This window comes from Acinetobacter sp. HZNU-JH01, from assembly GCF_037996845.1.
Classification (GTDB): domain Bacteria; phylum Pseudomonadota; class Gammaproteobacteria; order Pseudomonadales; family Moraxellaceae; genus Acinetobacter; species Acinetobacter haemolyticus.
The window spans coordinates 1149978-1166758 of sequence record NZ_JBBMZX010000001.1; the positions used below are offsets into that span (position 1 = coordinate 1149978).

The following is a 16781-nucleotide window of genomic DNA, read 5'->3' on the forward strand; positions in this document are numbered from 1 at the left end:
ATTATATTATTTATTTTTGTAAATACAAATATTGCTAGAAAAATAACTTACACATAAATTATGTTAAAAGTAAGATAAATTAAAACTTAGAGAAGTATTTTATGAAAAAAACAGCCATACTCCTTTCTATCTCATTCTTGAGCAGCGTTCCTTTACTCACTCAAGCAGAAACAAACAAAACCCTGCCAATCATTGAACAACAAAAACAAGTCGCTGGCTTTTACCAGCACCAAGTGGGTGATGTGCAAATCACTGCCCTGCTCGATGGCAGCAACTTTATGTCGCCAACCTTATTCAAAGATATATCGCCACAACAAGTCCAAGAAATCTTAAAAAAATACTATGCTGATCAAGACAAAGGCGTGCAAACCTCGATTAATGCTTTTCTCGTCAATACTGGCAAATCATTGGTTTTAGTCGATAGCGGTGCTGAAAGTTGCTTCGGTGCGCATCTTGGTTCTATTTTGAAAAACCTAGTCGCTTCAGGATATAAACCTGAACAGGTCGATACGATTTTACTCACTCATTTACACCCAGATCATGTGTGTGGCATTAGTCAAAAAGGCACTGCCAATTTTCCTAATGCGACAGTCTATGTATCAGATGATGAAGCTAAATATTGGTTAGATCCGAAACAAATAGCAAAACTACCAAAAGACAAACAAGCCAACTACTTAGGTACAGTCGAAAAGATCAAAGAAGCTATTGCACCCTATCAAGCCAAGCAACGTTTCAAGACCTTCAAGCTCGGTGATGAAATTCAAGGTTTTAAAGTGATCAACACGGCAGGACATACACCGGGGCACTACAGTTATGAGTTAAAAACTAAAGACCAAAGCGTAGTATTCATCGGCGATATTGTTCATTCTCATACTGTGCAATTTGATAAACCTGAAACGGCGATCGAATATGATATTGATCCGAAAAAAGCAATACAAACCCGTTTAAAACAATTTGCGAATTTTGCAAAAAATGGCCAAACCATTGCTGCACCACATTTACCATTTCCGGGTATTGGGCATATTTACTCAGCAGATCAGAAAAGCTATCAATGGATTCCCGTACATTTTAAAGATTAATAACCATCAGCATGTGTTGCCCGTCAATGCATGCTTTTACCGAACTAAAACAAAAATTAAAATGACTTAAATTTACAACGGACAATAATGTCCGTTAAATTTAGCTAAATTTTCTATGAATCCCCAAAATGATAAAACGTCAGCAACGTGCGATTCAAAATCGTGATGAATTGCTCCATGCCGCAGAAGAGATTTTTCGAATCCATGGTGTGCATGTTCCTTTACAAACCATCATTGACCACGCAGGTGTGGGACGTGCAACGTTTTATCGTAATTTTGCTGACCGTAAAGCATTGATTGTGGCTTTACTCGAACAAGCCATGACCAGACTCGAAGATCATGTACAGACTTTACTGGCTTTTGATGATGGCTTTCTTCGCTTAATCGAAAGCTATGTTGAACAAGTTCCTCATCTAATTGTTCTTATTGATTACTGGCGTATTGTTGATCGTCATGACCCAATCATGTTAAACATTTATGCACGGCGTGATAAAGCATTACAACCACTAATTAACCAAGCAATAGAACATAAACTGTGCCGTCCTGATCTTACACCACAAGATTTTTCTATGATTGTGGGAATCTTAGGTTCTTCATTTCAGGGACATAATGCCGCTGATCAAGTTCAGCTAGCCAAACGAGCAATAGAATTATTATTAAACGGCATTAAAATTTAGTTCGAGGATCATATGGATAAAAGCCCTCGCTACCTTGAAACTCCACCAGATTGGTCTGCTGAAGAGCGTCCCACACTACCGGGCTCGCCTGCAGCAATTGCTCATGCCACACCGAAACGTTTCGCTTATTTTTTTATTGGCTTATTTATCTGTATTGCTGCCAGCTTAAGTAACGGCTTTGTGATTGCGAACTTACCTATTTTCCAAGGTGAGTATGGTTTAACTCCTTCTCAAGCGGCATGGCTCCCCGCAGCGTATGTGATGGCAAATGTCAGCGCCAACTTAATTTTATTTAAAGCACGCCAACAATACGGTCTACGTCTATTTTCTGAGATCGGTCTGCTGGTTTTTATTGGTGTGTTAATTCTCCATCTCATCGTACAGACTTATGAAATGGCATTGATTGTCCGTTTTATTGCAGGTCTTGCAGCTGCGCCATTAAGTTCGCTTGGGATGTATTACACCATGCAGGCATTTGGTAAAGCTGATTTAGCGAAAGGCATTTATCTGGCATTTGGCTTTCAGCAACTCGGTCTACCACTGGCATGGATGATTTCACCCTTTCTCTTAAGTGCTAATCAATGGGATGTGATTTATACCTTTGAACTGGGATTGGCCATTTGCTGCTTTGCCATGGTGGTTGCACTCAAATTACCTCGAAGTCTGCGTCTTGCTGTTTTTGAAAAGCAAGATTTCTTTACATTTGCCTTACTGGCGCCAGGTTTTGCTTGCTTATGTATTGTTCTCACGCAAGGCCCTATTCTTTGGTGGTTTGATAGTCCTTGGCTGGCTTATGTGTTAATTGTCGGCTTTTGCCTGATTGTCTTAGGCTTAACTTATGAGCATTATCGTGCCAATCCACTGATTATGACGCGCTGGCTGGCAACAAGCGACCTGCTTACGTTTATCTTTAGTGCATTTGCCTTACGTCTGTTGATGTCAGAACAAAGCTATGCGGCTGTTAATTTTCTAAAAACCATGGGAATGGGACCTGACCAATTTGTTCCGCTTTATAGCGTCATATTTTGTGGGACCATTGCAGGCTCAGTCTTTAGTGCATTGACCTTTCATAAAGATCGCCTGATTTTGAATTTGTTTTTGGCAGAGTTTCTAATCTTAGTCGCATGTATCTTGGATTATCACCTAACCAGTGATGTACGTCCTGCAAACTTCTATCGAAGTCAGTTTCTTGTTAGTTTTGCTGGTGGCGTATTTATTGGTCCTTTGTTATTGATGGGCTTTGTACGTACTTTACAACGTGGCCCACAATACGTCGTTACCTTTGTTGTGCTCTTTACGGCCACACAAAATTTTGGAGGTTTAGTCGGTTCATCCTTTTTCAACACTTACCAACAACAGCATACCTATGATTATAAAATTGAAATTAATAGCCATTTAAACCCAACCGACCCAACTGTTGCCCAACGCATAAAAAGTTATGAACAGAGTGCCATGTTAAATACAACCGATCCTGTTTTGCAAAATAAACAAGCGATGCAAAACTTGAATCAAGTTGTGACCCGCGAAGCACAAGTTCGTGCCTATAACGATGTGATTGTGCTCAATGGTATTTTCGCGATTATTCTCTTGATATGGGGCTTATTTAAATATGCCCGTGAGAAATATAAAACGATAAAAAATAGATCCCTACCAAGCACTTCGAGTTAAACATTTGATTGAGAAAATATTATGGCAGAAGAAACCAAAGATAATACCGAAAAGCAGACTCAGGAAAGTCCAGCAATAAATGCTGAAACACCTCCTCAGTCTAGCAATACAACTCAAGCTGCTGAGATGCCACCGCCTCCTCCGCCAGCAAGTAAGTTGATCAAAACTAAGCGTTCAACCTTATGGTGGATGCTGTTGGTTTTATTGGTAGGTATTACCATCATCTTATGGGCATGGAAAATTGGTCCCTTTCATACAGCGATTGAGCAGACCGACAACAGTTATATCAAAGGGAAAACCACGATATTGTCCTCACAAATCAATGGTTATATCAAAGATGTACTGGTCAAAGATTTTGATCATGTGAAACGAGGTCAAGTGTTGATGCATATCGATGCAACAACCTATGATCAAAAAGTTACACAAGCGGTTTCAGGTGTAGAACAAGCTCAAAATAGCCTTGCCAATCAAACTCAAGCCATCGCACAACGCCAAGCCGATGTCGTAGCGGCACAAGCCAAGCTTGATCAGGTCAAAGCGCAATATGATTTATCACTGGCACAACTGAAACGTTATCAACAATTGGGCAATAGTGGCGCAGCATCCAAATCTGAGCAAGATAAGGCCGCAGCCGATGCACAAAACAATCTTGCGTTACTCAAACAAGCCCAAGCCAATATTCTAGTGGCACAAGAGGCTTTAAAAACCGCACAAGTGGCGGAAGCTGGTTTAAAAGCACAGGTCAACAGCGCGCAAGCACAACTGGATCAAGCCAATACCACTAAAGATTACAGCACCATAGTCGCGCCACTGGACGGCCAACTGGGTGAAGTGAATCCTCGTGTCGGTCAATATGTTGCCGCAGGTTCACAATTACTTTACTTGATTCCACAACAAACATGGGTGATCGCTAACTTTAAAGAAACACAGATTGCCAATATGAAAATAGGTCAGAAAGCTTCTTTCACTGTTGATGCCATGAAACATCAAAAATTTACAGGGCGTGTTGAACAAATCTCTCCTGCAGCTGGATCAGAATTCAGTGTATTGAAACCTGATAATGCAACAGGTAATTTCACCAAAGTGGTTCAACGAATTGCCGTTCGTATTGCGATTGATCCTGATCAAGAAGGTATCGAAAATTTACGTCCTGGCATGTCCGTGGTGACATCCGTGGATACCGATTCTTAAGCCATACTGACATTCTCAATCAAATCCATTTACAATGTGATCAAATCCATTTTTAACTTACCAAAATGTTTGATCACATTGCTTTTCCCACACCCTATCAAACATTGGATCTGCCTTATCCAGTTCAACTGACGATCAAGCGTCTTGACCTGATTCATCCTCAGATTTCAGGCAATAAATTTTTTAAATTGAAATACAACTTACGTGCAGCCCATCAACAAGTCTATAAGCAAGTGCTCACTTTTGGTGGGGCTTACTCCAATCATATCGCGGCAACGGCGTATGCGGCTCAATATTTTGGTTTTCAAAGTATAGGCATCATTCGAGGTGAAGAACTCGCGTCTCAAACATTAAACTCAACACTACAAACAGCACAAAATTTTGGTATGCAACTGCATTTTGTTAGTCGATCTGAATATCGCCTACGCCATGAAGCTGAGTATTTACAACAATTAAAACAGCTTTATCCAAATACGTTAATTATTCCAGAAGGCGGAACAAATGAACTTGCAATACAAGGGACAAAAGAAATATTGTCTGAGGAGGATCGAGAAAATTATGATGTGATTTGTTGTGCTGTGGGTACAGGTGGAACTATTGCAGGGATAATCGAAAGTAGTTCAGATCAGCAACAGGTTTTAGGATTTTCTGCACTCAAAGGTGATTTCCTCAAATCAGAAATTCAACAATGGACGGATAAGCAAAATTGGTCTTTAACCGATGCTTATTGTTGCGGTGGCTATGCCAAAATCACACCTGAATTGCTGCAATTTATGCAGGACTTTGAGCAGAAATATGCAATCCCTTTAGAGCAGGTCTATACCGCTAAAATGATGATGGGATTGTTTGATTTAATACAGCAATATCATTTTCCGACTGATACCCGTATTTTGGCGATTCATACTGGCGGACTCCAAGGAAAACTGAAAACATATTAAATACTGCATAAATCTTTTATAATTGCCCGCTTTTCGTCGATCGAGTAATGTCCATGGTTCATCAAGTTGATGTTGTTGTTTTAGGTGCTGGCGCATCTGGCTTGATGTTGGCTGCTGAAGCAGGTAAACGTGGACGTTCAGTTGTTGTTCTCGAAAAAGCCAATAAGGTAGGCAAAAAGATTTTAATGTCTGGTGGCGGTAAATGTAACTTTACCAATCTTGATGTAGAGCCATCCAACTATCTTTCAGAAAATCCGCATTTCGTGATTTCAGCACTCACCCGCTACACCAACTGGGACTTTATTGGTTTAGTCTGTGAATACGGAATTGAATACGAAGAACGTAAACATGGTCAGCTCTTCACGCTGAAAGGCTCTAAAGAAATTCTTGAGTTGTTACTTTCAGAATGTGATAAAGCAAAGCGTGTTCAGATCCATACCCATTGTGAAGTTGAGCACGTTCAATCAAAAGCAGATACAGGTTTTATCATTGAGACCAATCAAGGCACATATCACTGTGAATCTTTGGTGGTTGCCACAGGCGGCTTATCGATTCCAACCTTAGGTGGTTCAGGTTTTGGTTATGAGCTTGCCAAACAATTTGGACATCATGTGTTCCCGACCCGTGCAGGCCTCGTTCCATTTACCTTTTCTGATCATTTCAAAGAAGTCACGACCCGACTGAGTGGCAATGCTTTAGATGCCACACTCATAAATGATCGTCATCAATTTACTGAGGCCTTGTTATTTACCCATCGTGGCTTAAGCGGACCAAGTTCATTACAACTATCTAACTATTGGCATGTCGGTGAAAGTTTTAAAATTGATTTCTTTCCAAGCCAAGATTTTAGTCAATTTTTCAAAGATAAGAAAAAAGCACAACCGAAAGTTCTACTCAGAACGTTGCTCAGTGAGTTCACAGCCAAAAGCATTGTTCTCGAATTACAGCAACTCATTTGGGCCGAACATAGTGAAATTACAATTGGAAATATCAGCGACGCTCAACTCGAACACATCGCAACTCAACTGCATGCATTTACAGTTAAACCATCAGGAACGGAAGGCTATCGCACCGCAGAAGTCACGCTCGGTGGTGTAGACACAACCGAAATCTCCTCTAAAACCATGGAGAGTAAAAAACAAAAAGGCTTATATTTTATTGGTGAAGTCTTGGATGTTACAGGACATCTAGGAGGATATAACTTTCAATGGGCATGGTCGTCAGCACAAGCCGCAGCGCAATTTGTATAATCCTCATTTGTGCAAAGCATGGATGAGCCAAATACCAATACTTTAGCTCAAAGCAACGGCTTTATCAGCGTTCATCCCGTTTGGCATCATCTAAATTTGATTTTTTATGAGTATTTAACTGTGACTGTTGCTTTTCATTATTTGCTTTTGCAAATACAAATTTATAAGCACTCGCTAAGAACCCAACAGTAATCCCAGCAATGATAATAGGTGTGAATACACGATTTGGCCTCTTCACTTCATTCTCCTGTCGATTTTTTATTTAGAGACGATTGATATTAGGGGTTTGTTGCTATTTTCATCCTATATTTCAATGAGAGCTATCGCTCGTAAGGTGAAATATAAACAGACCTTATATATAAATGAATTGCTTTTTAGGTCATTTTTTTGATTGAAAGCATTCATCATAGTGTAGAAATGTTCTGTTTCCTCTCTATGATAAAGATCAATAGCACAGATATAAACAAAACGACCACCCTGTTAGAGTGGTCGAATTGACTGAAAAAATCAAAGATTATTTTTTCTATTCATCAGAATTTGGTGAAGTTGGCGGTGTTGGATTCACCGGATTCACGGGCTTTTGTTGCTCCTGATGTAAAGGATTTGGTTGTTTTGCTTCATTTTTTGCCTTATCAAGCAAATCCGTCAGCAAACGTTCAGCAGGTTGACGACCGCCTAAACCAAACGCCAAAGCAAATGCAACTGCAACTGAACCTAAAGTTAAACCAAACGCCAAGTTTACAATCGAGTCAGCAATACCCATTGCTTTTAACCCCATTGCGATCACTAAGCCCATAATGAGGATACGAACTAAATTACCTAACCAACGAGAGCTGTTGTATTCACCACGTTGTACAACGTTCGCAACCACATTTGCAAGCCAGAAACCGATCACAAGGATCACAGCACCTAACAAAATACTTGCACCGAATTGGATAAACATTGCAATCAGAACGCTCACTTGCTCCAGACCAAGTCGATTTGCAGCTTCAGAAACTGCAAATAGCATTGTGAAGAATACGATCAAATATCCAATAATATCAGACACACGTGTTTGACCAAGGAAGCGCTGTAAATCCAGCTTCATTGGAACTTCATCAACACCAGCCCCAGAAATCAGTTCAGCGACTAATCGTCCAACAAAGCGAGAAACGACATAAGCTACGATTAAAATCAATGCTGCAGCAATGATTTGTGGTATAGCAAGCATAATGTCATTCAACATTGCAGTTGCAGGTTGTGAAATAGCTTCTATGCCCAACGCTTCAAAAGCAACAATCAAACTAGTAATGATAATGATGGCAAAAACAAATGAACCTAAGAATCTAGAAACATTTGAATTTTTAAACAATCCAACTTTTTGTGCTTGTGCTTGTAAGCCAAGACTATTGCTCAAACCTTCCACGATACCGCGTACAATTTTTGCCAGAATATAACCAACAAAGATGATTACACCCGCAATAAATAGATTAGGTAAATATGAAATCGCATCATTTACCATATTCTGTACAGGGATCAACAAGCCAGTTAAGCCCAGAATCGAAAGCACAATCGGTAAGAATAGTAATAATACAAGCCAGTAAAAGATCTCACCTATATTACTACTCAGTGAGCTCACACCCACCTCACTGCTCAGCTTTTCATCCCATTCTGTTTTCGCAAGTACTTTGGTTAAACCTGCTTGCACTAAACGAGCAACGATCCAGCCTATGAAACCTACAGCAACCGCAGCCAATAGATTTGGTAAATAAGCGAGTACACGCCCCACCATATTACTAAATGGATCACTCACACCACTAATGTTGAGGATATTCAAGGCCCCGACAACCGCAAGGATCATCACAAACCAGAAAACAAGCTTGGATATTAGACTTTCAATATTTGAGTTCTGTCCAGTCGCGGAAGAGAGTCGATTATTGGTATCCAGCTTTTGTAGTAACTTCTTTACGCCAGCAGCAATGACCAACGCCACGATCCAACCGACTAGTAAAATGACGATTGCAGCTAAAATAGGCTGAAACTGATCCCAGTAGTACATGGCATCGAATCCTCCTCGTTGGGAGGGGGCTCTAAAAAAATCATTCATGTTGTTATCCTTATGTCATGTTTTTACATGTTGTACGATCCACTCATGATCACTCAGTGAGCAAGCAAATAATTTATGGATGCTTTCACCTTAGTTTTTGTCTATTTTCCAATCAATGAATCGCATCACTAATACAACAAAAAATCCGCAAAATATTGCAAAAAAGCCTATTGATTCACATCAACAGGCTTTTCCCATTATCAAATTTGGTCTATAAGAAACTGCTTATGCATTTAAAATTACCGACTGCAAATGTGACATAATCACTTGGGCAGTGGGTTTCGCCGAATGATCAGCAACCATAAATACAAGCAGTGCGATTAAAAAGATTCCCACAATAATCAAAATATAAACGGGTAATCTTCTCTTCTTGGTAATTTCTTCTTTACTCGCCACATGAGGCTGTGGCTTACTAAAATCATGCATGATAGCAGCCCTCATCCTTTTTACTGTTCAGCTTTATATTAACAATACGCAATGTTGCATTGTGTGAAGAAGATTCGGACTATCGTTGCCCTAGTTGCATAACTCTACTTTATATTTCAATATACTTTGTATAAAATATAGGCGCTTTAGCAATACTATAAAATAAGCTATAATACTTGCCCTCATTTCCACACTGTTCTGCTTTATGTCCTACAGTCAACAAAGCGTTTCTCTTGAATTGGACACTGATGTTAGCCATCAATGTTTTTTGCATCACACTCGTGATGAACATTTGATTGGTATTATTGAATTTAATAAGCCGAGCTACATTTTAAAATGGGGTGATCTTGAATATTTCCGTCGTCGTACCGATGAGTTTTCAGTCATGCCTGTACCTGACTGTATCAATGCCATGATTATTGATATTCGAAATGTGCAACCTTTTTTAGATAATGAAGTTCCAATTGTACCTTGGCGCTTACTTGAAGAAGACTGCCCAATCAGGCTTGTAGTACCGCAGGACCGTTTAGCCCATTATACAGGTGTGTTTGAACCGACATGGTTAAGCACTGACATCGATACCGCAATTCAAGAAATTCGTGAATTTATGGATATGCTTGTTCATTAACACATATCCTATTCAACTTATTTTTCTCGGTTGGTTACCAATAATTCTCAACCGCAATATTCCCCTCTCCACGACGATTCATGGTTAGCCCACGCTGTTTTAATGCTTCTTTGGTATCATCCACCATTTGCGGATTGCCACACAACATGACATGGCTAGTTTCTGGATTAAATTCCAATCCAACAACTTTTTCGAGCTGACCATTGGCAATTAAAATTGGTAATCGATCATGCAATTTAGCGTTTGGATCACGGGTAATAATAGGTACAAACTGAAACCCAGAATGACCTTCACCAAAGGTTGCTGCAATCTCCTGAATACGTTCAACATACGCCAATTCTGAAGCGGTACGAACACTATAAACGAGATTGATATGCTGATATTTATTCCACGTTTCAAAATCTTGCAACATCGATAAAAATGGTGCTAACCCCGTACCCGTAGCCAATAACCACAAATCTTTTGGTAATGGCTGCTGATAACGTGCAAGTGTTAAATAACCATAAGATATCTTTTCAAGATAGAGCTCATCACCTACTTTTAGATGCTGTAAGTTTGAGGTAAATACCCCATCAGGGACAACAATTGAAAAGAACTCCAAAGTTTCATCAAATGGCGATGACACAACTGAATAAGCACGAACCACCAATTCACCATCCACCATTAAACCAATACGCGCAAATTGACCTGCGGTAAATTTAAAATGGGCTGGACGGGTCATCGTAAAACTAAATAGAGTATTGGTCCAACGATGAACCGATAAAACTTTTTCTACGCTAAATTTTTCAATTGACATGATTTGAACGTGGCACGAAACAGTGTGCTCATGGTAGCATGATCTGATTATTTATAAATACTCTAGAGTCTGCTAAATATAGACTCTCAATACGTTAAGGCTTTTAACATGCGCATGACATTACGCCAATTGGCTGTTTTCGTGGCGGTCGCTCAAGAAGGAACTGTTACCAAAGCGAGCGATGCTGTCAGACTCACGCAAAGTGCGGCAAGTATGGCTTTAGCTGATTTAGAAGATGGTCTTGGAGCACCATTATTTGATCGCTTGGGTAAACGTCTACAACTCAATGATTTGGGTAGATTCTTACTTCCCCAAGCACTAGAAATTTTAGGTCGTTGTGAATCTTTTGAACAAGCGGCGAAAGGTGAATTGCAAAGTATTGATTTACGTTTAGGTGCAACCTTAACGATTAGTGACTATTTGATGCCTGATCTGATGGCTGATTTTTTACAGCTTCATCCTCAAGCTCATCTACAACTACAAGTTGGTAACACACGCCAGATGATCGAAGCCGTCAATCAATTTCAACTTGATTTAGCCTTAATTGAAGGTTCTTGTCACCTCCCACAGCTCCAATGTATCCATTGGCGCAATGATGAACTCGCTGTTTGTTGTGCACCCGATCACCCTCTTGCACAGTTAAATCGTCCTATCACAGCAACCGATTTTCTAGATGTTGAATGGATCTTACGTGAAGAGGGTTCTGGTACTCGTGAAGTATTCGACAATGCAATTTTACAAGACCTACCTGATGCAAATATTCGCTTAACATTGGGCCACAATGAAGCAATTTTAAAAATTGTTGCAGGTGGTTTAGGTATGACCTGTGTTTCTCGATTGGCCATTGAACCTTTGCAGGAAAAAGGACAATTAGTCATTCTAGACACACCCTACTGGGCGTTAACGCGTCCTCTTTACATGCTCGTGCATCGTCAAAAGTATCAGGGACCAGGTTTAAAAGCCTTTTTACAATTCTGTGAAGATCAGGTTTAAACCTGATCTTCTTAATGACGTGCAAATTGTCGTTCGCACGGAATTCCATCTCCATCCCCATCCATTTGGGTATTGGGACAATTTCTTAAAAAGAATACAGCCTCATCATAAGACCTCATTTGCGAGCAATGAGTTCGCCCATCACAACTAAATTGATTTTCTGAAGCAACCTGCTGTTGAATTGATACTCTGGAGTTATGAGTAGATTTTAATGCATTTTCTGTTTTTTCAGAGAGCTTTACATCAGGCAGATCTCCTATAGCTTGACGTTGAGCATCTATAATTCTTTTTTGCTCTTCAATCAATTGCCCGACCTTGAGTTGTTGAGATTGCTGATAAGCTTGATATTTTTTAAACACCAGTCCTAGTAAAATTGCGATGATAATCATCGCAACTATTGTGTAAGTCAGTCCCTTTTTACCTTTTGTTTTTGAGTTACTTTGAGCAATATTTTTTATAGACATGTCAGTTTGAATCGCTTCATGAACTGGACTAACACCTTTCAGGTCTAGCCGCACGATATTGGTTGCTTTAAATTTACCTTTATCCTCAACAATTAAAAACTTAACTAATTCCCCAGTTTTTGGCTCACCGCCTATTTTAGGAAAATCTGTTATATGAAAAAAAATATCTGATCGATCATGTTCTACTTCGATAAAACCAAAACCACGATCTGAATTATAATTTTTAATTTTCCCCGTAAGAAACATAAAAACTTCCTTTACTTTTATTCTTTTCTACAAAGAATAAGGGCTAAGCATAGCTTACCCTTATTCTATACACCGAATTATTTAACGTCGAAAATTTGATAATAGTTCGCTTGTAATTGCTTTATTATGATTCGCTATTTTAGTTTTCTTGGTTTTTGCAGGGTTAGGATCAACACGCTCAATTTGTACAGCTTTAAATTTGCCTTGATTTTCGACCACAGCAAACTTCACTTTTTCATTTCGTTTCGGTTCGCCTTCTGCTGACGGGAAATCTGAAATATGAAAAAAGACATCTCCTTCAGCCGTTGCAATAAAACCGAATCCCTTATCAGGATTATATTGTTTAACTTTTCCTTGATAGAACTCTTGCTTCATGACATTTATCCTAGTTGATCAATACGATTGTTGCAGTATATAAAAGCAAAAAAGAGACTGCCAATCCACCCTCAACACACTATATGGCTGGATTTCGTCTCTTTTTTATCTGTATTTTAAAAATTAATCTTTTTGTACACTACCGAAAATCTTGTCACCTGCATCACCAAGACCAGGAACAATATAACCTTCTTCATTTAGACCTTGATCAATTGAAGCGGTATAAAGACGCACATCAGGATGCGCTGCTTCAACTTTAGCAATACCCTCAGGTGCTGCAACCAAAACCATCACACGAATATCTTTACAGCCACTTGCTTTCAAAACATCAATCGCAGCAATCAACGAATTCCCAGTTGCAAGCATAGGATCGATAATCATGGCCAAACGATTCGCCACATCAGGTACGAGTTTTTTATAATAGGTGCGCACCTCTAGCGTTGCCTCGTCACGTTCTAAACCCAAAACACTGACTTTAGCACTTGGAATCAGATTTAAAACACCTTCAAGCATACCAATGCCTGCACGCAAAATTGGAACAATGGTAATTTTCTTTCCAGCAATGCGCTGTGTAGCAACTTTCCCTGCCCACCCATCAATTTCATGATCAACAACGGGTAAATCCTTTGTCGCCTCATAGGTCAATAACATTGTGACCTCTTGTGCCAATTCACGAAAGTTCTTGGTGCTGATGTCTGAACGACGTAATAAACCAAGTTTATGGCGAATAAGCGGATGACGAATTTCTTGGATCGACACGAGTAAGTACCTAGCTAATATAAATCTTCGACTATTATAAAGCGTTTTTTTACTATTCAATAAAAAAGCCCCCAATTTTGGAGGCTTTTTTGTACAAATCAGACCATTAGTGCTGTTGTGACATCATAAAATGCAATGGAGACAGAATTTCTGCTTTCAATGCTAAGTTAATCATCGGATCCGGGTACACACCCAAGAACAAGACTAATAATGCAGCACCAAGTACCATGATACCACCAACTTTAGTTCCCCAATGTGCGTCAGCATCAATACGAGGTACATCTGGTGGTGTCATATACATGACAACCATCACACGAAGGTAATAATATAAACCAATACCACTACCCACAACGATCATCGCTGCAAGGAACCAATGTTGAGTTGTGACTGCTGCCAACACCACCAAGAACTTACCGATAAAGCCAGCAGTTAATGGAATACCAGCAAGAGACAACATCATTACGGTTAATGTTGCAGTCAAAATTGGACGACGCCAGAATAAACCACGATAGTCGGCAAGACTTTGTGCTTCATCTACGTTGTTATAAGGACTCGACATCAATGCAACTGCACCAAATGCGCCGATGGTCGTCAATACATAAGTAATGACATAGACACTCACACTACCCAAACTCGCATAGGTCATACTGATTAAAGCAATCAATAAATAACCAAAGTGTGCAATCGATGAATAACCCAAGATACGTTTCAAATTAACTTGACGCACTGCAAGCAAGTTACCCACCACAATTGACAATACTGCAAGAATTGTCAAAATCGTAACCAGTGATTGCTCTAAAATTGCCCCTGAAGTCAACAAGTAACGAACAAATAAACCAACCGTTGCCACCTTGGCAGCAGTTGCCAAGAAAGTTGCCATTGGTGCTGGCGCACCTGCATACACATCTGGCGTCCATTTATGGAAAGGTGCAAGAGAAAGTTTGAATGCCACAGCAAAGATAATTAACGCTAGACCCAATAACACCATTGGTTGATCAATCACAGCAAATAAATTCTGTACTGAATCATAGAATGATAACGAGCCAGTATAAGCATAGATATATGCCATACCCATCAATAACATTGCCGATGCTGTTGCTGAAAGCACAAGATATTTAATCCCTGCTTCCAACGACTGGCTACGTTGATAGGTATACGCCAACATGCCATAAATTGGAATTGACATGAGTTCAAGGCTGATAAAGAACGCTGCATAATGAGAGCTTGCAACCAACAACATTGCACCTGCTACGGAACACAGTAACAAGATATAAAGCTCTTCACGATTGTCTTTATAGGTCTCAATATAGGCATGAGACAACGTGCAACATGCTAAAGCAGCAATCAAAATCAAGAATTGATAGAGCATGGTAAATGGATCAACCATAAACATGCCCATCACATTTACTGGAGCAAAACTTCCAGTAAACATGGTATACGCAATTAAAATTGCAGCAAGGTTTAAACCGACAACCGAAGTTGTCGCAATTAAATTGTGGTTTCGCTTGATCGCAATCAACAACATCACAACGATTGCAGTCAATGCGACAATCATTACGGGTGCCAGTGGCATAAGCTCAGAAAAAGAAAGTGTGAAGTTCATGATTTATTGCATCTCCACATGTTCAAGTTGAGTTGCTGTCTGTTGAACGACTTCAACAACTTCTTGTACTGGCATATAACTATTTACAATCCACTGCATACTTGATTGTGAAACATCCAAGAATGTTTGAGGGTAAATACCTAACCAAACCAAACCAACTGCGCATAGCATTAAAATACTAACTTCACGAGCAGATAGATCTTTGAGAGGACTGGTATAGTGCTGCTGCTGTTCTGGATTCGGTACACCAAAAAGTGCTTTATGAATCAGAATCAAACCATATAGACCAGCAAATACCAAGCTCACAGCGGCAATGATAGTGAAAGTCGGATAGGTATTGAATGAACCCATCAAGATTAGGAACTCACCAATAAAGTTGCCTAGACCTGGTACACCAACAAGTGCTGCTACAAAGAACATTAAGAAGAATGGCAAGTATTGCAGTTGACCACGAAGACCACCCATCAAACGTAAATCACGGGTATGTAAACGCTCATAAACTTGACCAGACATAATGAACAATGCAGCAGATGATAAACCATGTGCCAACATCATGATCATCAAGCCTTGGAAAGTCAGAATATTACCTGCATAAATCGCAAGTAAAATGAAACCCATGTGCGAAATAGACGTATACGCAAGTAAACGTTTCATATCAGTTTGCTGGTATGCAAGGAATGCACCGTAGAAAATACCAATCAAACCCAGAATAATTGCAAAATCAGCAAACTGTGCCGATGCTGCTGGGAAGAATGGAATGACAAAACGAAGCAAACCATAAGCCGCTGTTTTAATCAAAATACCTGCTAAATCCACCGAACCCGCTGTTGGAGCTTGCGCATGTGCATCAGGTAACCAACCGTGTAATGGGAATACTGGCAATTTCACAGCAAAACCAATGAAGAAACATAACATGAAGGCGTATGCCACTTCAGGCGGTAAACGATGTGCTACAGCCATAAGGTAGTTATAATCAAAACCAATCATGCCTGTCATCATGTATCCATAAACCACAAGGCCTAGGATACCGATCAACATAATTAAACCGGCAATTTGGGTATATAAGAAGAACTTAGTTGCAGCGTAAACACGCGAACGACCATTCGAACCTTTATGCCCCCATAACGCAATCAAGAAATAGATTGGTACGAGCATCATCTCCCAGAAGAAGAAGAATAAGAACAAGTCAATCGCTAAGAATACACCGATCACCCCACCTAAACTCCAAAGGAGGTTTAAGTGGAAGAAACCAACATTCTTTTGAATCTCACCCCAAGAGCAACCTACAGCAAGCACACCAAGTAACGCTGTTAATAACACCATCAGTAGTGATAAACCATCTACTGCAAGGTGAATGCTAATACCTAAGGTTTGAATCCAAGGAAGATAAAACTCTGCAGCCCATGATGGCGTTTGGCCACCCATACTGTAGCTGAAAGTACCATTTTGCCAGAGAGCTATACCCAAACCAAAGGTGATGAGCATACCAATCAAGGCAATCCAACGCGGTAATTGTTGGTCGAATTTATCCACCAACCAACAAATGAAACCAGCAATGAAAGGAACTAAAATCAGTGCGGGTAAAATTAAATTGTTTTCCAT

General features: G+C 39.8%; 17 protein-coding genes. 8 read left to right on the plus strand and 9 right to left on the minus strand.

What is annotated here, in order from left to right:
* Positions 1 to 101 precede the first annotated feature (101 nt).
* The 6 genes from AAC851_RS05495 to AAC851_RS05520 all read left to right on the plus strand — a co-directional run bounded on the left by AAC851_RS05495 (position 102) and on the right by AAC851_RS05520 (position 6803).
* On the plus strand, positions 102 to 1079 hold the full coding sequence (locus tag AAC851_RS05495; RefSeq protein WP_340600630.1) for an MBL fold metallo-hydrolase: 978 nt from the start codon (positions 102 to 104) through the stop codon (positions 1077 to 1079).
* A 128-nt stretch (positions 1080 to 1207) separates the two neighbouring features.
* Positions 1208 to 1756, plus strand: coding sequence for a TetR/AcrR family transcriptional regulator (locus AAC851_RS05500; protein WP_284085239.1), 549 nt, complete (start codon positions 1208 to 1210; stop codon positions 1754 to 1756).
* Positions 1757 to 1768: 12 nt separating this feature from the next.
* Complete coding sequence (locus AAC851_RS05505; RefSeq protein ID WP_340600631.1) at positions 1769 to 3424, plus strand: MFS transporter; 1656 nt, start codon at positions 1769 to 1771, stop codon at positions 3422 to 3424.
* 126 nt (positions 3425 to 3550) lie between these two features.
* Positions 3551 to 4615: an HlyD family secretion protein gene (locus AAC851_RS05510; RefSeq protein WP_227553791.1), complete on the plus strand. Its 1065-nt coding sequence runs from the start codon at positions 3551 to 3553 to the stop codon at positions 4613 to 4615.
* 65 nt (positions 4616 to 4680) lie between these two features.
* On the plus strand, positions 4681 to 5553 hold the full coding sequence (locus AAC851_RS05515; protein ID WP_340600632.1) for a 1-aminocyclopropane-1-carboxylate deaminase/D-cysteine desulfhydrase: 873 nt from the start codon (positions 4681 to 4683) through the stop codon (positions 5551 to 5553).
* 47 nt (positions 5554 to 5600) lie between these two features.
* On the plus strand, positions 5601 to 6803 hold the full coding sequence (locus AAC851_RS05520) for an NAD(P)/FAD-dependent oxidoreductase (protein ID WP_340600633.1): 1203 nt from the start codon (positions 5601 to 5603) through the stop codon (positions 6801 to 6803).
* Between the two features lie 64 nt (positions 6804 to 6867).
* Here the strand turns inward: AAC851_RS05520 and AAC851_RS05525 are convergent, their stop codons facing one another.
* From AAC851_RS05525 to AAC851_RS05535, 3 genes are all read right to left on the minus strand, one after another.
* Entirely contained in the window at positions 6868 to 7041 is a 174-nt protein-coding gene (locus AAC851_RS05525) for a hypothetical protein (RefSeq protein WP_340600634.1), read from the minus strand.
* 285 nt (positions 7042 to 7326) lie between these two features.
* Positions 7327 to 8889, minus strand: a complete 1563-nt coding sequence (locus AAC851_RS05530) for a mechanosensitive ion channel (protein ID WP_115736036.1) — start codon at positions 8887 to 8889, stop codon at positions 7327 to 7329.
* Positions 8890 to 9114: 225 nt separating this feature from the next.
* A complete protein-coding gene (locus tag AAC851_RS05535; RefSeq protein ID WP_005081354.1) occupies positions 9115 to 9315 on the minus strand; it encodes a hypothetical protein in 201 nt (66 codons plus the stop codon).
* A gap of 205 nt (positions 9316 to 9520) precedes the next feature.
* Here AAC851_RS05535 and AAC851_RS05540 point away from each other — a divergent pair, with 205 nt between their 5' ends.
* The gene (locus tag AAC851_RS05540; protein WP_075316069.1) at positions 9521 to 9943 is read left to right on the plus strand and encodes a hypothetical protein; all 423 of its coding nucleotides are present in this window, start codon (positions 9521 to 9523) and stop codon (positions 9941 to 9943) included.
* Between the two features lie 34 nt (positions 9944 to 9977).
* Here the strand turns inward: AAC851_RS05540 and AAC851_RS05545 are convergent, their stop codons facing one another.
* Positions 9978 to 10739, minus strand: a complete 762-nt coding sequence (locus AAC851_RS05545) for a ferredoxin--NADP reductase (protein ID WP_125501192.1) — start codon at positions 10737 to 10739, stop codon at positions 9978 to 9980.
* 108 nt (positions 10740 to 10847) lie between these two features.
* Between AAC851_RS05545 and gigC the strand changes: the two genes are divergently transcribed.
* Complete coding sequence (gigC, locus tag AAC851_RS05550) at positions 10848 to 11732, plus strand: LysR family transcriptional regulator GigC (protein WP_004638064.1); 885 nt, start codon at positions 10848 to 10850, stop codon at positions 11730 to 11732.
* Between the two features lie 11 nt (positions 11733 to 11743).
* Here the strand turns inward: gigC and AAC851_RS05555 are convergent, their stop codons facing one another.
* From AAC851_RS05555 to nuoM, 5 genes are all read right to left on the minus strand, one after another.
* Positions 11744 to 12442 (minus strand): cold shock domain-containing protein, encoded by a 699-nt coding sequence (locus AAC851_RS05555; RefSeq protein WP_125501193.1) that lies wholly within the window; start codon positions 12440 to 12442, stop codon positions 11744 to 11746.
* 81 nt (positions 12443 to 12523) lie between these two features.
* On the minus strand, positions 12524 to 12817 hold the full coding sequence (locus tag AAC851_RS05560; protein ID WP_340600635.1) for a cold shock domain-containing protein: 294 nt from the start codon (positions 12815 to 12817) through the stop codon (positions 12524 to 12526).
* Positions 12818 to 12940: 123 nt separating this feature from the next.
* Positions 12941 to 13576, minus strand: coding sequence for a uracil phosphoribosyltransferase (gene upp / locus AAC851_RS05565; RefSeq protein ID WP_004638061.1), 636 nt, complete (start codon positions 13574 to 13576; stop codon positions 12941 to 12943).
* 106 nt (positions 13577 to 13682) lie between these two features.
* The gene (nuoN, locus tag AAC851_RS05570) at positions 13683 to 15179 is read right to left on the minus strand and encodes an NADH-quinone oxidoreductase subunit NuoN (RefSeq protein ID WP_340600636.1); all 1497 of its coding nucleotides are present in this window, start codon (positions 15177 to 15179) and stop codon (positions 13683 to 13685) included.
* Positions 15180 to 15182: 3 nt separating this feature from the next.
* Complete coding sequence (nuoM, locus tag AAC851_RS05575) at positions 15183 to 16781, minus strand: NADH-quinone oxidoreductase subunit M (protein ID WP_075316075.1); 1599 nt, start codon at positions 16779 to 16781, stop codon at positions 15183 to 15185.

Bases quoted from the DNA above. Each gene is read 5' to 3' on its own strand.
- AAC851_RS05495 (WP_340600630.1), top strand. From the start codon at position 102: ATGAAAAAAACAGCCATACTCCTTTCTATCTCATTCTTGAGCAGCGTT.
- AAC851_RS05500 (WP_284085239.1), top strand. From the start codon at position 1,208: ATGATAAAACGTCAGCAACGTGCGATTCAAAATCGTGATGAATTGCTC.
- AAC851_RS05505 (WP_340600631.1), top strand. From the start codon at position 1,769: ATGGATAAAAGCCCTCGCTACCTTGAAACTCCACCAGATTGGTCTGCT.
- AAC851_RS05510 (WP_227553791.1), top strand. From the start codon at position 3,551: ATGCCACCGCCTCCTCCGCCAGCAAGTAAGTTGATCAAAACTAAGCGT.
- AAC851_RS05515 (WP_340600632.1), top strand. From the start codon at position 4,681: ATGTTTGATCACATTGCTTTTCCCACACCCTATCAAACATTGGATCTG.
- AAC851_RS05520 (WP_340600633.1), top strand. From the start codon at position 5,601: ATGTCCATGGTTCATCAAGTTGATGTTGTTGTTTTAGGTGCTGGCGCA.
- AAC851_RS05530 (WP_115736036.1), bottom strand. From the start codon at position 8,889: ATGAATGATTTTTTTAGAGCCCCCTCCCAACGAGGAGGATTCGATGCC.
- AAC851_RS05535 (WP_005081354.1), bottom strand. From the start codon at position 9,315: ATGCATGATTTTAGTAAGCCACAGCCTCATGTGGCGAGTAAAGAAGAA.
- AAC851_RS05540 (WP_075316069.1), top strand. From the start codon at position 9,521: ATGTCCTACAGTCAACAAAGCGTTTCTCTTGAATTGGACACTGATGTT.
- AAC851_RS05545 (WP_125501192.1), bottom strand. From the start codon at position 10,739: ATGTCAATTGAAAAATTTAGCGTAGAAAAAGTTTTATCGGTTCATCGT.
- gigC (WP_004638064.1), top strand. From the start codon at position 10,848: ATGCGCATGACATTACGCCAATTGGCTGTTTTCGTGGCGGTCGCTCAA.
- AAC851_RS05555 (WP_125501193.1), bottom strand. From the start codon at position 12,442: ATGTTTCTTACGGGGAAAATTAAAAATTATAATTCAGATCGTGGTTTT.
- AAC851_RS05560 (WP_340600635.1), bottom strand. From the start codon at position 12,817: ATGAAGCAAGAGTTCTATCAAGGAAAAGTTAAACAATATAATCCTGAT.
- nuoN (WP_340600636.1), bottom strand. From the start codon at position 15,179: ATGAACTTCACACTTTCTTTTTCTGAGCTTATGCCACTGGCACCCGTA.
- nuoM (WP_075316075.1), bottom strand. From the start codon at position 16,781: ATGGAAAACAATTTAATTTTACCCGCACTGATTTTAGTTCCTTTCATT.